Annotated in this window: 13 protein-coding genes; 4 read left to right on the top strand and 9 right to left on the bottom strand. The window is 60.5% G+C overall.

All coding sequences use genetic code 11. The features are described 5' to 3' along the window. The first annotated feature begins 15 nt into the window (after window positions 1–15). Together gcvH and gcvP are read left to right on the top strand one after the other, a co-directional pair. On the top strand, window positions 16–378 hold the full coding sequence (gene gcvH / locus AC1D17_RS08405; protein ID WP_477564938.1) for a glycine cleavage system protein GcvH: 363 nt from the start codon (window positions 16–18) through the stop codon (window positions 376–378). Further along, window positions 378–3,242, top strand: a complete 2,865-nt coding sequence (gcvP, locus tag AC1D17_RS08400) for an aminomethyl-transferring glycine dehydrogenase (RefSeq protein WP_477564937.1) — start codon at window positions 378–380, stop codon at window positions 3,240–3,242. The genes gcvH and gcvP overlap by 1 nt, the downstream gene beginning before the upstream one ends. 197 nt (window positions 3,243–3,439) lie before the next feature. On the opposite strand, the gene sufA is transcribed toward gcvP, so the two are convergent. The 7 genes from sufA to AC1D17_RS08365 form a co-directional block, all read right to left on the bottom strand. Then, window positions 3,440–3,832 (bottom strand): Fe-S cluster assembly scaffold SufA, encoded by a 393-nt coding sequence (sufA, locus tag AC1D17_RS08395; RefSeq protein ID WP_264218705.1) that lies wholly within the window; start codon window positions 3,830–3,832, stop codon window positions 3,440–3,442. Window positions 3,833–3,922: 90 nt separating this feature from the next. Beyond that, on the bottom strand, window positions 3,923–4,303 hold the full coding sequence (locus AC1D17_RS08390; RefSeq protein WP_477564936.1) for an SUF system Fe-S cluster assembly protein: 381 nt from the start codon (window positions 4,301–4,303) through the stop codon (window positions 3,923–3,925). A gap of 12 nt (window positions 4,304–4,315) precedes the next feature. Further along, a complete protein-coding gene (locus AC1D17_RS08385) occupies window positions 4,316–5,557 on the bottom strand; it encodes a cysteine desulfurase (RefSeq protein ID WP_477564935.1) in 1,242 nt (413 codons plus the stop codon). A 13-nt stretch (window positions 5,558–5,570) separates the two neighbouring features. Beyond that, window positions 5,571–6,845, bottom strand: coding sequence for a Fe-S cluster assembly protein SufD (gene sufD / locus AC1D17_RS08380; protein WP_477564934.1), 1,275 nt, complete (start codon window positions 6,843–6,845; stop codon window positions 5,571–5,573). Between the two features lie 11 nt (window positions 6,846–6,856). Continuing rightward, window positions 6,857–7,612: a Fe-S cluster assembly ATPase SufC gene (gene sufC / locus AC1D17_RS08375; RefSeq protein ID WP_264218701.1), complete on the bottom strand. Its 756-nt coding sequence runs from the start codon at window positions 7,610–7,612 to the stop codon at window positions 6,857–6,859. A gap of 78 nt (window positions 7,613–7,690) precedes the next feature. Then, window positions 7,691–9,160, bottom strand: a complete 1,470-nt coding sequence (gene sufB / locus AC1D17_RS08370) for a Fe-S cluster assembly protein SufB (RefSeq protein WP_477564933.1) — start codon at window positions 9,158–9,160, stop codon at window positions 7,691–7,693. A 146-nt stretch (window positions 9,161–9,306) separates the two neighbouring features. Beyond that, the gene (locus AC1D17_RS08365; RefSeq protein ID WP_477564932.1) at window positions 9,307–10,473 is read right to left on the bottom strand and encodes a cysteine desulfurase family protein; all 1,167 of its coding nucleotides are present in this window, start codon (window positions 10,471–10,473) and stop codon (window positions 9,307–9,309) included. A gap of 225 nt (window positions 10,474–10,698) precedes the next feature. On the opposite strand from AC1D17_RS08365, the gene AC1D17_RS08360 reads away from it, so the two are divergent. After that, complete coding sequence (locus tag AC1D17_RS08360) at window positions 10,699–11,376, top strand: alpha/beta hydrolase (protein WP_037130387.1); 678 nt, start codon at window positions 10,699–10,701, stop codon at window positions 11,374–11,376. Between the two features lie 56 nt (window positions 11,377–11,432). Here AC1D17_RS08360 and AC1D17_RS08355 read toward each other — a convergent pair whose 3' ends face one another. Then, entirely contained in the window at window positions 11,433–12,626 is a 1,194-nt protein-coding gene (locus tag AC1D17_RS08355; protein ID WP_477564931.1) for a GGDEF domain-containing protein, read from the bottom strand. A gap of 103 nt (window positions 12,627–12,729) precedes the next feature. After that, window positions 12,730–13,884: an anhydro-N-acetylmuramic acid kinase gene (locus AC1D17_RS08350; RefSeq protein ID WP_477564930.1), complete on the bottom strand. Its 1,155-nt coding sequence runs from the start codon at window positions 13,882–13,884 to the stop codon at window positions 12,730–12,732. A 131-nt stretch (window positions 13,885–14,015) separates the two neighbouring features. Between AC1D17_RS08350 and tyrS the strand changes: the two genes are divergently transcribed. Further along, entirely contained in the window at window positions 14,016–15,269 is a 1,254-nt protein-coding gene (gene tyrS / locus AC1D17_RS08345; protein ID WP_477564929.1) for a tyrosine--tRNA ligase, read from the top strand. Window positions 15,270–15,311: the final 42 nt, after the last annotated feature.

Below are 15,311 nucleotides of genomic sequence, written 5' to 3'. Positions count from 1 at the left end.
TCAGGAGCTGAACCCATGCTGAAATTTACCGATGAACACGAGTGGCTGAAAATCGAAGGCGATATTGCAACCGTCGGCATCACCGCGCATGCGGCCGAACAGCTCGGCGATCTGGTTTTCGTGGAACTTCCCGAATCCGGTACAGCCCTCGACAAGGGTGCAACTGCGGCCACCGTCGAATCCGTCAAGGCAGCATCCGACGTCTATTGTCCGCTGGATGGCGAGATCGTCGAATCCAATCAGGCCATTGTCGATGATCCGTCGCTGGTCAACAGCGATCCGCAGGGAGCCGGCTGGTTCTTCAAGCTGAAATTGTCCGATCCGTCCGCCGCCAACGTGCTGCTCGACGAGGCCGCTTACAAGGAGCTTATCGCCTGATGAGCATGCCGAAAGACTTCACCTTCACCGACTACAAGCCCTATGACTTCGCCAACCGGCGGCATATCGGCCCTTCGCCCGATGAAATGTCGGCGATGCTCAAGGTCATCGGCTACAGCAGCCTCGATGCCATGATCGACGACACGGTTCCGCCGTCGATCCGCCAGACGTCCCCGCTTGCCTGGGGCGCTGCCATGACCGAGCGCGAAGCGCTCGACAAGATGCGCGAAACGGCCAATCGCAACAGGAAGCTCGTCTCGCTGATCGGCCAGGGCTATTACGGCACGATCACGCCGCCGGTCATCCAGCGCAACATCCTGGAAAACCCTGCCTGGTACACGGCCTACACGCCCTACCAGCCGGAAATCAGCCAGGGCCGTCTCGAGGCTCTGCTCAACTATCAGACCATGGTTTGCGATCTCACCGGTCTCGACGTCGCCAACGCCTCGCTGCTCGATGAGGCAACCGCCGCCGCCGAAGCCATGGCAATGGCAGAGCGCGTGGCGAAATCCAAGGCCAAGACCTTTTTCGTCGATGAGAACTGCCATCCGCAGACCATCGCGCTTTTGAAGACGCGCGCCGAGCCGCTCGGCTGGTCGATTGTTATCGGTAACCCGTTTGCCGATCTCGATCCGGTCGACGTCTTCGGGGCAATCTTCCAGTATCCTGGCACCTACGGCCACGTTCACGATTTCACCGGCCTGATCGCACGCCTGCATCAGACCGGCGCGATCGCCACGGTCGCCGCCGATCCGCTGGCATTGGCGCTTCTGAAGTCGCCTGGCGAAATGGGTGCCGACATCGCTATCGGCTGCACCCAGCGCTTTGGCGTTCCCGTCGGCTACGGTGGCCCGCATGCGGCCTATATGGCCGTCAAGGACGCCTACAAGCGTTCGATGCCCGGCCGTCTCGTCGGTGTGTCGGTCGATGCGCGCGGCAACCGCGCCTACCGCCTGTCGCTGCAGACCCGCGAACAGCATATCCGCCGCGAGAAAGCCACGTCCAACATCTGCACCGCGCAGGTCCTGCTTGCCGTCATGGCGTCGATGTATGCCGTCTTCCACGGTCCCAAGGGCATCAAGGCCATCGCCCAGAGCGTCCACCAGAAGGCCGTTCTCTTGGCGCTTGGCCTTGAAAAACTCGGCTACAAGGTCGAGCCGGACGTCTTCTTCGACACGGTCACCGTCGATGTCGGCAAGCTGCAGGGCATTATCCTGAAGACGGCCGTTGCCGAAGAAGTCAACCTGCGCCGGATCGGCACCACCAAGATCGGCATCAGCCTCGACGAGCGCTCGCGGCCGGTGACGCTGGAAGCCGTCTGGCGGGCGTTCGGCGGCGATTTCACGGTCGAGGATTTCGAAGCCGGTTACCGCCTTCCCGAGACCCTGCTGCGCACCAGCGAGTATCTCACCCATCCGATCTTCCACATGAACCGCGCCGAAAGCGAAATGACGCGCTACATCCGCCGCTTGTCGGACCGGGATCTGGCGCTCGACCGCTCGATGATCCCGCTCGGCTCCTGCACGATGAAGCTCAACGCGACAGCCGAAATGCTGCCGATCACCTGGCCGGAATTTTCCGAAATCCACCCCTTCGTGCCGGCCGATCAGGCCGAAGGCTATCGCCACATGATCACTGACTTCTCGCAGAAACTCTGCCAGATCACCGGTTATGACGCAGTCTCGATGCAGCCGAACTCCGGCGCTCAAGGGGAATATGCCGGACTTCTGACGATCCGCGCCTATCACCTTGCCAATGGCGACGACCATCGCGATGTCTGCCTGATCCCGACCTCTGCCCACGGCACAAATCCTGCCTCGGCCCAGATGGCTGGCATGAAGGTCGTCGTCGTCAAGGTCAGCGACAATGGCGATATCGACATGGACGATTTCCGCGCCAAGGCAGAGCAGCATGCAGCGAACCTGTCCTGCTGCATGATCACCTACCCATCGACGCACGGCGTGTTCGAGGAAAATGTCCGCGAAGTCTGCGACATCGTCCACAAGCATGGTGGCCAGGTCTATCTCGACGGTGCCAATATGAACGCCATGGTCGGTCTTGCCCGTCCCGGCGATATCGGCTCAGACGTCAGCCATCTCAACCTGCACAAGACCTTCTGCATTCCGCATGGCGGCGGCGGTCCGGGCATGGGGCCGATCGGCGTCAAGGCGCACTTGGCGCCTTATCTGCCTGGCCATCCGGAAACCGATGGCGGCGAAGGTGCCGTTTCGGCTGCCCCCTTCGGCTCGGCCTCGATCCTGCCGATCTCCTGGAGCTACTGCCTGATGATGGGCGGCGAAGGGCTGACGCAGGCAACCAAGGTCGCGATCCTCAACGCCAACTATATCGCCGCCCGGCTAAAGGGCGCCTATGACGTGCTCTACAAATCGGCCAAGGGCCGTGTGGCGCATGAGTGCATCGTCGATACGCGTCCGCTGGTCGACAGCGCCGGCGTAACCGTCGATGACGTCGCCAAGCGCCTGATCGACTGCGGCTTCCACGCCCCGACCATGAGCTGGCCGGTTGCCGGCACGCTGATGATCGAGCCGACGGAATCGGAGACCAAGGCCGAACTCGACCGCTTCTGCGATGCTATGCTGGCGATCCGCGCGGAGGCGCAGGCGATCGAGGACGGCAGGATGGACCGGACAAACAATCCGCTGAAGAACGCACCGCACACGGTCGAAGACCTGGTCGGCGAATGGGACCGCCCCTATTCGCGCGAACAGGCCTGCTACCCGCCGGGCGCCTTCCGCGTCGACAAGTACTGGTCGCCGGTCAACCGAGTCGACAACGTCTACGGCGACCGCAACCTGATCTGCACCTGCCCGCCGCTGGAAGACTATGCCGAGGCGGCAGAATAACCAAAAAACGGCAAGGGGCGCTCGATGCGCCCCTTTTTGGGTCCGGGGTCGCAAAGACAACTGCGCGTCGTCCAGCAGGCATCGTCCACATTCGGTTAGGCCCCCCGCTCTCAAGGGGCCTAGAAAAAGAAAAGGAGACTGGCGAAAACCAGTCTCCTTTCGAATTTATGATATAGCCGCGCCGTTGCGAAGAAAGTTTAGCTGGCGCGAACGACCGCATCGCCCTTTGCTGCCAGAGCAGCAAGATCGGCAGGCTTCAGTTCGACGGATTCGCCGCAGCCGCAGGCCGATGTCTGGTTGGGATTGTTGAAGGTGAAGCCCGAGCGCAGCGTGGTGACTTCAAAGTCCATCCGGGTTCCCAGCAGATAGAGCACGGCTTCGGGCGCGACCCAGACCCTGGCGCCCTGATGTTCGACCAGATCGTCCTTTAGGTTCGGCGCAGTCACCAGATCGATGGCATATTCCATGCCGGCGCAACCGCCCTTCTTGATCCCGACGCGAATGCCCTGGGCCTCGCCGCCGGCATTTTCGACGATCGCCTTGACGCGGCCTGCCGCCGCATCGCTCAAACTCATGACTGCAAAGCCCATGGGCCGTTCTCCTTGTGGCAACCAGGTTCAAGGCCTGATGCTTTCTCAGTGCAGAATGTAATGCGCAGCGGTTAAGGGATCAATACGCGATCAGTACCAGCCGACCGCCACCTGCGCTTCTTCCGACATCCGGTCGGGCGTCCACGGCGGATCGAAGGTCATCGTCACTTCAACGCCGGAAACACCTTCGACGGCACCGACGGCGTTTTCCACCCAGCCTGGCATCTCACCGGCAACAGGGCAGCCGGGAGCCGTCAGCGTCATGGCGATCTTGACCATGCGGTCGTCTTCGATATCGATCTTGTAGATCAGCCCGAGTTCGAAAATATCGGCCGGAATTTCCGGGTCGTAGACCGTCTTCAGCGCAGAAATGACATCGTCGCTCAGCCGCGCCAGTTCGTCCGCCGGAATCGCGGAATGAACGATCCCGTTGCGGACATCGATTTTTTCTTCGGTCGTATCAAGGCTCATCGGCATATGTCCTTACGCAAAGAATTTGCGGGCTTGCTCAAGCGCATTCACCAGCACGTCGACTTCGGCCCGCGTATTGTAGAGGCCAAAGGATGCACGGCATGTGGAGGTCACGCCGAAGCGTTTCAAGAGCGGCTGGGCGCAATGCGTGCCCGCCCTTACCGCGACCCCAGCCCGGTCGATCACCATCGACACGTCATGGGCGTGGATACCTTCGAGTTCGAAGGAAAAGATACCACCTTTGCCGGGCGCCGTCCCGAAGATGCGCAGGGAATTGACGGTTGAAAGGCGTTCGTGCGCGTAGGCTGCCAGATCGGCTTCATGGGCCGCAATCGCAGACCTGCCGACCTTTTCCATATAGTCGAGCGCATAGCCGAGACCGATCGCCTGCACGATTGGCGGCGTGCCTGCTTCGAAACGGTGCGGTGGCTCGTTGTACGTAATCGCGTCTTCGGTCACCTCGACGATCATCTCGCCGCCGCCCATGAACGGGCGCATTTCCTTCAGCCGGTCCATCTTGCCGTAGAGCACGCCGATACCGGAGGGACCGTAGAGCTTGTGGCCGGTCATCACGTACCAGTCGCAGTCGATATCCTGCACATCGACCGGCATGTGGACGGCGGCCTGGCTGCCATCGACCAGCACCGGAATGCCGCGCTCGCGGGCGATCCTGCAGATTTCCTTGACCGGAACGACGGTGCCGAGCGCATTCGACATATGGGTGATGGCGATCAGTTTGGTCCGGTCGGTCAGGCACTTGACGAAATCGTCGATATGGAAGGCGCCCTGATCGTCGATCGGCGCCCAGACCAGCTTGGCGCCCTGGCGTTCGCGGATGAAATGCCACGGCACGATATTGGAATGATGCTCCATGATCGAAAGGACGATCTCGTCGCCATCGCCGATCTTCGGCATGCCATAGCCATAGGCAACCGTGTTGATCGCCTCGGTCGAGGATTTGGTGAAGATGATGTTATCGACCGAGGGCGCGTTCAGGAACCGGCGCACCTTTTCGCGGGCACCTTCGTAGGCGTCGGTCGCGGCATTCGATAGGAAATGTAGGCCGCGATGGACATTGGCATATTCGTTGGCATAGGCATGGGCAACGGCGTCGATGACCACCTGCGGCTTCTGCGCCGAGGCGCCGTTGTCGAGATAGACCAGCGGCTTGCCGTAGACGGTCCGCGACAGGATGGGAAAATCCCTGCGGATCGCTTCGACGTCATAGGCCGGGACTGGCACCGTGTGTTCCATGTCAATGTTCCAATCAGGCGTGCTTTTCGAGCCAGATGGCGATGATCGTTTCCAGTGTTTCGATCAGTGCCTCGTCTTCCAGCTCCTCGACGATCTCATCGACGAAGGCGTTGACCAGCATGGCACGCGCCTTGTTTTCCGGAATGCCGCGGGCACGCATGTAGTAGAGATGCGTCGGGTTGATGTCGATGACGGTGGCGCCATGGCCGCACTGGACGTCGTCGGCAAAGATTTCCAGCTCCGGCTTTGCCGAAAAATCGGCGTCGTCAGAGAGAAGCAGCGTGTTGCACGCCATCTTCGCGTCGGTCTTCTGCGCATCGGGAGCGACCCGGATCTGCCCCTGGAACACGCCCTTGGCGCGGTCAAACAGCACGTTGCGGAGAACTTCGGTCGATGTCGTGTTCGGCACGTCATGGCCGAGCGTGAATGTCACGTCGGTATGCGTTTCGCCGCCGAGCAGGTTGATGCCGCGCAGCTTGAAATCCGCACCTTCGCCGGTCGTGACGCCATGGACTTCCTGGCGCACCAGCTTGCCGCCGGCATTGATGATGAACAGCTTGAGCTTGGCATTGGTGCCGAGGTCGAAATTGACCTGGGCGAGATGACTGTCGCTGGCACCCTGCTGCTGCAGGATGATCCAGGTGATCTCGGCTCCCTCGTCGAGGATCAGGTCGCTGACAACGGTGACCAGGCTGGCCGCATCGTTGACCGAGAGGTGACGCTCGATGATCGTTGCCTTGGAATTGGCCCCGAACGTCACCGGGAACCGGCAATGGCTCTGTCCAGTACTCTGCACCAGCTGGAACTCGACCGGCCGTTCGAGCTCGGTGCCTTCAGGCACTTCGATCTCGAAACCGTCGCGCACGAAACTGCCGTTGATCCGTCCGATCACGTCGTCCTGATCGCGTTCGATGAGATCGGCGGCGGCAACGCCATCGACCAGGCTTTCGGCATAGGAGCGCACGTTGATGCCAACAGGCAGGTTCTTGGTATCAGCCTTGCCGTTCAGCACCGAAAGCACCGGCGAGCCCGCAACCAGCGGATCGACCTTTTCTGCAAAAGCCGTCGGATCAAAGGCCGGAACGGCACGCAAAAGCGCGCGCAGATCCGTGTAGTGCCAGGATTCAACGCGGCGGGTCGGCAAACCCTGCTGCCTGAGATTTGCCAGCAGGCTATCGCGCGCCGACAGCACCGCACCCTCGCCGGGCAGTTCGCCGATCTGGGCGGTATAGGCATCGACGAGAGCCGTCTCGGCGGCTGTCATCGTGATTGCCGTTTGCATGTTCATCCGAGTACTCCTCAAGCCGCCGCATCGATGATGTCGGCATAACCATTGGCCTCGAGATCAAGCGCCAGCGACTTGTCGCCGGACTTGATGATCTGGCCCTTGTAGAGAACGTGGACGGTGTCCGGTACGATATACTCGAGCAGGCGCTGATAGTGGGTGATGACGATCACGGCGCGATCCGGAGAGCGCAGCGCATTGACGCCGTCGGCAACGATCTTCAACGCGTCGATGTCAAGGCCGCTATCGGTTTCGTCGAGCACGCAAAGCTTCGGCTCAAGCAGCGCCATCTGCAGGATTTCGGCGCGCTTCTTTTCGCCGCCGGAAAAACCGACGTTCAGCGGCCGCTTCAGCATGTCCGGGTTGATCTGCAGCTTGGCAGCGGCTTCCTTGACACGGCGGATGAAATCCGGCGTCGAAAGCTCGTCTTCGCCGCGATACTTGCGCTGCTCGTTCAAAGCCACCTTGAGGAACTGCATGGTGGCGACGCCCGGGATTTCGACCGGGTACTGGAAGGCAAGGAAGATACCCTTGGCTGCGCGCTCGGACGGATCGAGCTCAAGAATGCTCTCGCCGTTGTAGAGGATGTCGCCTTCGGTCACTTCATAGTCTTCGCGGCCCGACAGGATGTAGGACAGCGTCGACTTGCCCGAGCCGTTCGGGCCCATGATGGCGGCGACTTCGCCGGCCTTCACGGTCAGGTTCAGACCACGGATGATCTCGGTGCCGTCTTCGGCGATGCGGGCATGGAGGTTTCTGATTTCAAGCATGTTACGTCGTCCTCTTGGGAAACGAATAGATTTTTGGGCGCGACTGTCAGCGCACCACGTTCAATATGTAAGTGCCGTTTAACCGACCGAGCCTTCCAGCGAAATCCCGATCAGCTTCTGCGCTTCGACCGCAAATTCCATCGGCAGTTCCTGGATGACTTCCTTGACGAAGCCGTTGACGATCAGTGCGATCGCCGCTTCCGTCGGGATGCCCCGCTGCAGGCAGTAGAACAGCTGATCCTCGGAAATCTTCGACGTCGTCGCTTCGTGCTCGAACTGGGCCGAGGAGTTGCGCGCCTCGATATACGGCACCGTATGGGCGCCGCACTTGTCGCCGATCAGGAGACTGTCGCACTGGGTGAAGTTGCGCGCATTTTCGGCCTTGCGGTGGGTCGAGACCTGGCCGCGATAGGTGTTCTGGCTGACGCCGGCGGCAATACCCTTGGAGACGATGCGGCTCGAGGTATTCTTGCCGAGATGGATCATCTTGGTGCCGCTGTCGATCTGCTGGTGGCCGTTGGAGACGGCGATCGAGTAGAATTCGCCGCGCGAACCATCGCCACGCAGGATGCAGGACGGGTACTTCCAGGTGATCGCCGAGCCGGTTTCAACCTGCGTCCACGAAATCTTCGAGTTCTTGCCGCGGCAATCGCCCCGCTTGGTGACGAAGTTGTAGATGCCGCCCTTGCCGTCCTTGTCGCCCGGATACCAGTTCTGGACGGTGGAGTACTTGATTTCGGCATCATCGAGCGCGACCAGTTCGACGACCGCCGCATGCAGCTGGTTTTCGTCGCGCTGCGGCGCCGTGCAGCCTTCCAGATAGGAGACGTAGGCGCCCTCTTCCGCGATGATCAGCGTGCGCTCGAACTGGCCGGTGCCCTTCTCGTTGATGCGGAAGTAGGTCGACAGCTCCATCGGGCAGCGAACGCCCTTGGGGATGTAGACGAACGATCCGTCGGTGAAAACAGCGGAATTCAGCGTCGCATAATAGTTGTCGGTGGTCGGAACGACAGTGCCGAGATATTTCTTCACCAGATCCGGATGCTCGCGGATGGCCTCAGAAATCGACATGAAGATCACGCCGGCCTTTTTCAGCTCTTCCTTGAAGGTGGTGACGACCGAGACAGAATCGAACACGGCATCGACGGCAATGCGCGGGGTCTTGACGCCGGCCAGGATTTCCTGCTCGCGCAAGGGAATGCCGAGCTTTTCATAGACTTTCAGGATTTCCGGATCGACGTCTTCGATCGAGGTCGGGCCGGGCGTGCTCTTCGGCGCGGCGTAGAAATAGATCTCGTTGAAATCAATCTTCGGATAGTTGACGCGGGCCCAGGTCGGCTCCTCCAGCGTCAGCCAGCGCTGATACGCGCCCAGACGCCATTCGAGCATCCAGTCCGGTTCGTTTTTCTTTGCCGAAATGAAGCGGATGATCTCTTCGGACAGGCCCTTGGGCGCCTTATCCATTTCGATCGTCGTCTCAAACCCGTATTTGTACTGGTCTACATCGATCRGCGCGACCTGATCGATTGTTTCCTGCACAGCAGCCATCTCGTTCTCCAATCTCGCCGGATACAAGGTCCGGCAGCTTGTCAGTCCGATACAATATTCGTTGTACCGCCTATGTAGTGGGCTAAAGGGGCATTTTCACCCCGTTTGCCAAGTGGAAAATTCAATTTCCGCAATTTAATCCAGAGTCAAGCGGCGGCGCCCGCAAGCCTGCGCCGCGCTGCGACCTTGGCAAAGACCTCGGCACACCGGTCGATCTCCGCTTCCGTCGTCGAAGGCCCGATCGAGATACGCAGCGCGCCGTGGCGGGGATCATGTCCCATCGCCGACAGCACGTAGCTCTGGCCAACCTTGCCGGACGAACAGGCAGAACCGGCCGAAAGGGCAACCCCCTCCAGATCAAATGCGATCTGCCCGGTCTCGGATTTCAAGCCGGGCAACGTAAAGAAGCAGGTATTGCCGATCCGCTCGCCGCCCTGGCCATGGATGATAACGTCGGGTGCCGCCGCCATCATCGCTGTCTCCAGTTTTTCGCGCAGCGCAGAAACCGCGATCATCCGCTCACCCAGATTGTTGGCCGTAATCAGGGCCGCAGCGCCAAACCCGGCAATCGCCGCAGGGTTTTCCGTTCCCGAACGGTGCCCCTTTTCCTGCCCGCCGCCGCAGATCAGCGCCGCGGGCATCAGGATTTCGCCGCGCGCCACCAGTGCGCCGGCACCCTTTGGCCCGCCGATCTTGTGCGACGAGACGATCAGGAAGTCCGCACCGAGCGCCTCGACCGACAGGGGCAGGCGCCCGGCTGCCTGGACCGCATCGACGACAAGGATGCCGCCAACCGCCTTCACCAGGCGCGACACCTCACTGAGCGGCTGGACAATGCCCGTCTCGTTGTTGGCAAGCATCACCGCGACCATCGGCAGACCGGACTGGCGGTCATGGGCAACAAGTGCCGCTTCGAGCAAGGCAAGATCGATCGTGCCGGCCGGCGTGACCGCGATTTCGCTGATATCCGCCTTGCCGAAACGCCCGCCTTCGCGAACGGCCGGATGCTCGATCGCTGAGACATAAAGATGACCGATGGTCAGCGGCGTCTTGCCCATGCGAAAATCCGGCGTCAGCACCCAGTTGGCCGCTTCCGTCGCGCCACTGGTAAAGGTGACGCTGGCCGCGGCCGCGCCGCAAAGGGCCGCGACATCACGGCGGGCATTTTCGATCAGCGTGCGGATCTTACGGCCTTCGCCATGTACCGAAGAGGGGTTTCCCAGGAGATCGAGCGCATTCAGGCACGCCTCGCGCGCGGCTGGAATCAGCGGCGCGGTGGCATTCCAGTCCATATAGATGCGCTCTTGTCCCATGTTCCCTTGCCAAAGATGAACCGGCTGCCATCTAAAGGCATGCGGCCGGTGCATTTTCCTTGAAATTTTCGCTTCGCTTGCCGTAAGAGACAGCACTCGCCACGGAAAGTCCGTGTCAAAGTTTTGAATGGTTCTAAACTGGTTTTAGAAAAGCTGACTGCTTTCGTCAAGACTGCTTCAACTCTGAACCGGTTTTTTAGTGCCAGAATCAAGCCCGGAGAGCCAATGCCCGAAATCATCTTCAACGGACCGGCCGGTCGCCTCGAAGGCCGTTACCAGCCGTCCAAGCAGAAGAACGCCCCGATCGCCATCGTCCTGCATCCGCATCCGCAGTTCGGCGGTACGATGAACAACCAGATCGTCTACCAGCTTTTCTATATGTTCCAGAAGCGCGGCTTCACCACGCTGCGGTTCAATTTCCGCTCGATCGGCCGCAGCCAGGGCGAATTCGACCACGGCGCCGGAGAATTGTCCGATGCCGCATCGGCGCTCGACTGGGTGCAGAGCATGCATCCCGATTCGAAGAGCTGCTGGGTCGCAGGCTACTCGTTCGGCGCCTGGATCGGCATGCAGCTTCTGATGCGCCGCCCGGAAATCGAAGGCTTCATGTCGATTGCACCGCAGCCGAACACCTACGACTTCTCGTTCCTGGCGCCCTGCCCGTCCTCCGGCCTGATCATCAATGGCGATCTCGACAAGGTGGCGCCGGAAAAGGACGTCAACAATCTCGTCGACAAGCTGAAGGCGCAGAAGGGTATCCTTATCACCCACAAGACCGTGCCGGGTGCCAACCACTTCTTCAACGGCCAGGTCGATACGCTGATGGCCGAATGCGAGGATTACCTCGACCGGCGGCTGAACGGCGAACTGACGCCGGAACCTGCCGCAAAGCGCATTCGCTAAACGAAAAGGCCGGAAATTCCGGCCTTTTTCATATCTTGCATCTCTCAATTTCAACCTCAGGCCTGAGCCTGCCATTCTCCCTGGTTTGCCGCGGCAGCACGGAGCGCCCGGTTGACGCGGTTGCGGCCGCTCTTCTTGGCACCGTAAAGAGCGGTGTCCGCTCCGTTGATCGCCTCCGCGATCGAATCGCCGGGCAGTGCAAGCCCGCAAACCCCAAAGCTTGCGGTCAGTCGGACCGTGTCCGGCAATCCTGCAAACGTCAGCGATGAGAAGCTGTTGCGAAGTCCCTGAGCGAACAGGTAACCCGTGGTTTCGCCGGTTGACGGCAGAAAGATGGCAAACTCCTCTCCGCCAAACCGCGCACAGATTGCCTCCGGCGGTGCGTGTCCCGCAACCATGCGGCCAAAAGACTGAATCACCTGATCGCCGGCGGCATGTCCATACGTATCGTTCACCGCCTTGAAGTGATCGAGGTCGCAGACAATCACGCTATGCGGATAGGCAGACATCGGGCGGGCAAGCATCTGGCTCACCCTCACATCGAAACCCCGTCGGTTCAAAAGCCCCGACAAAGGATCGATTTCGGAGTTCGCCTTGGCGTCGTCCATGATTTCGACGACGATGACGGCCAGCAGCGTCAATCCTGTCGAAACGACAAGCACAGCGCTCAGGCTTTGCGAAACCAGCGCATAGGTGCTGGCGAGATAGGCCTGAGCGGTATTGCCGCCGCTAAATATGACGGAGAAGTAGATCTTGCTGACAAAATTGCCGGCCGTCAGCAGCAGCAGCGCCATCAGGATCCGGTCGGCTGTCTCGCGCCGCCCGGACCGGTAGACCGCGATGGCGCAGATCAGCTCCGCGATGGCAAACGGCATTTGATAGCCCAGAGAGTGGGGAAGTGTTCCCCTCGGTAAATCGTAGATCATCAGGTTGAGCACCAGCGAGGCGCCGAAAAGCAGCGTCATCGCCAGTATGTTCGACGGAACGCCATAAAGGCGGCCAAGTCCGGCGCGAATCATTAAAAGAGCGCCGAGAACAGAACTGAATGCTCCAAAGCTCGCGAGCCGGTCGATATCGGCATAGCGGATGACGACCTCGCATATGGCCGAAAGCGATGCAACGGCGAAGGCGGCGGCAAACCAGCGCCCGGCGGACGGAATGCGGCTATGTCTGGAGATCACCAGGAAGAATACGCAAAAAAGCTGCGCTATCAGGAAGTTGACCGTCAGGAGGAAGAGCGCGCCGTTCATCAGTAAGTCCGTTTTGAGAACGCACATCCCGCGTTCTCTTCCGCCATGCCACATGGGGGATCGCAATTCAGGTGAATGCTATCTGCGTCCGGCAAAAGAAACGTTAATCGGCAGGCAAGCGGGCAGCCCGCTCCGGCGGACTGAGAACGCCGCCCGTAACCGGTCTTGTTACTCCCGTCGTTCCCGGAAATGTCAGCGGCAAGCCGTGCAACGAGCGCACCGCAAGATACCCCCATGCCTCCGCCTCCATCGCGTCGCCATCCAGACCCGCTGCTTCGGCGGAAACGACCGTAGCCTGCCCGGCGGCGGCCAGATCGGCGAGGTCGGCCATGATGATCCTGTTCAGCCGCCCGCCACCGCACACAATGTAGGTACCCGGCCGCTGCGGCAGGTGCTGTGCAGATTTGAGGATGGCGGCGGCGGTGACATGGGCGAGCGTGCGGGCCCCATCTTCAAGACTTGCCTCGGCCCCGGCAGGCGGCGAGAAATCATTCCGGTCGAGCGAGCGGCGCTTTGTGCCGGCAAAAAACGGGTTTTCCAGATAACGCTCCGCCAGACCGGCAAGGACCCGTCCCTCGCTGGCAATCATGCCGCCCTGGTCATAGGGAATGCCGGCATGCGCTTCGACCCATTGATCGATCAGCGTGTTGCCCGGGCCGCTGTCATAGGCGGCAATCTTTCCGTCCGTACCGACAAACGTCAGGTTGGAAATGCCGCCGATATTGACGAACACCACCGGCCGCTCGAAGCGCAGCTGTGCAGGCAAACCGGCCGCGAGTGCCGCATGATAGACAGGAATGAGCGGCGCGCCCTGCCCGCCATGCACCATATCGTTGGCGCGCATGTCGTGAACGACCGCGATCCCGGTTTCGCGCGCCAGCAGCCCGCCGTCGCCGAGTTGTACAGTCAGAGCTTCGTCTGGACGATGCAACACTGTCTGACCGTGAAACCCGGTCACATCAATATCGGCAGGTTGTAGTTTGTTTTTCTTGAGGAAAGTCCGGACGGCATCCGCGTGACGCAACGTCAGTTCACGCTCCACTTCGGCAAGACTGCCCGGCCGCTCGTCGCGCTGCCGTATCGACTTGGCATCTTCCAGCGCCTGTTTCAGGCGATCGCGAAACTTTGCCTCATAGGCAATCCCAAGGGCCGGCCCCCGCTCGACCCTGTCGCGGCCATCGGTTCGCACGAGCGCTATGTCGATGCCGTCCATGCTCGTGCCGCTCATCAGGCCGATCGCCGTTTTCATTTCCGCCATACCGACTTCAACTCCCCGATAAACATTCCGGCGCAAACAGGTGCACTTTTCACGAAAGAGTGCTAAACGCCCCGCAAATATCCAGCAAGCACTCATTCCTTATCCAAACAGCCCACCGAAAGAGACAGGTCATGTCCGAGTTCAAGTCCGATTTCCTTCACACCCTCCACGAACGTGGCTTCATCCACCAGACGTCCGACAATGCCGGTCTGGATGCGCTGTTCAACAAGGAAACCGTGACGGCCTATATCGGCTACGATCCGACCGCATCGAGCCTTCACGTCGGGCACCTGACCCAGATCATGATGCTGCATTGGCTGCAGGCGACCGGCCACCGGCCGATTTCCCTGATGGGCGGCGGCACCGGCATGGTCGGCGATCCGTCCTTCAAGGAAGAAGCGCGAAAGCTGATGACGGTCGATATGATCGAGGACAATATCGCATCGCTGAAGCACGTCTTTGCCAACTACCTGAACTACGGCGACGGCCCGAGCGGCGCACGGATGATCAACAACGCCGAATGGCTGCGGCCGCTCAACTACCTCGAATTCCTGCGCGACGTCGGCCGCCATTTCTCGGTCAACCGCATGCTGGCCTTTGACAGCGTCAAGACCCGGCTGGATCGCGAGCAGTCGCTGTCCTTCCTTGAGTTCAACTACATGATCCTGCAGGCCTACGATTTTGTCGAGCTGGCCAAGCGCTATGACTGCCGGCTGCAGATGGGCGGCTCCGACCAGTGGGGCAACATCATCAATGGCATCGATCTGGGTCACCGCATGGGGACGCCGCAGCTCTACGCGCTGACGTCGCCGCTGCTCACCACCTCGTCCGGCGCGAAAATGGGAAAATCGGCTTCAGGCGCGATCTGGCTCAATGCCGATCTCCTGTCGGTCTATGACTTCTGGCAATATTGGCGCAATACCGAGGATGCCGATGTCAGCCGGTTCCTGAAGCTCTTTACAACGCTGCCCATGGCGGAAATTACCCGTCTGTCAGCGATCGGTGGCGCGGAGCTTAACGAAGTCAAGAAGATCCTTGCAACCGAGGTTACCGCCATCCTGCATGGCCGTGCCGCTGCGGACGAAGCTGCAGAAACGGCCCGCAAGACCTTCGAGGAAGGCGCAATTGCAGAAAACCTGCCGTCCATCGATGTGCCGGCAGCAGAGCTTGAAGCAGGCATCGGTATTCTGGCTTTGTTCGTGCGTGCCGGACTGGCCGAATCCAATGGCAAAGTCCGGCAATTCCTGAAGGATGGCGCGGTTCGCGTCAACGACAAGGCGATCAGCGACGACCGCCAGGTGATCGGCACCGGCGATGTCACGGCGGATGGCCTCATCAAGCTGTCGCTCGGCAAGAAAAAGCACATCCTCGTGCGGCCGGCCTGATTAGCCAGCCTTGAGCAGTATCCAAAAAACCGGCGGCGACCC

The sequence above is a fragment of the Pararhizobium sp. P1_E7 genome (assembly GCF_056405855.1).
Note: the sequence above shows the minus strand (reverse complement) of the source record. Positions and strands in the feature narration are given on the sequence as shown.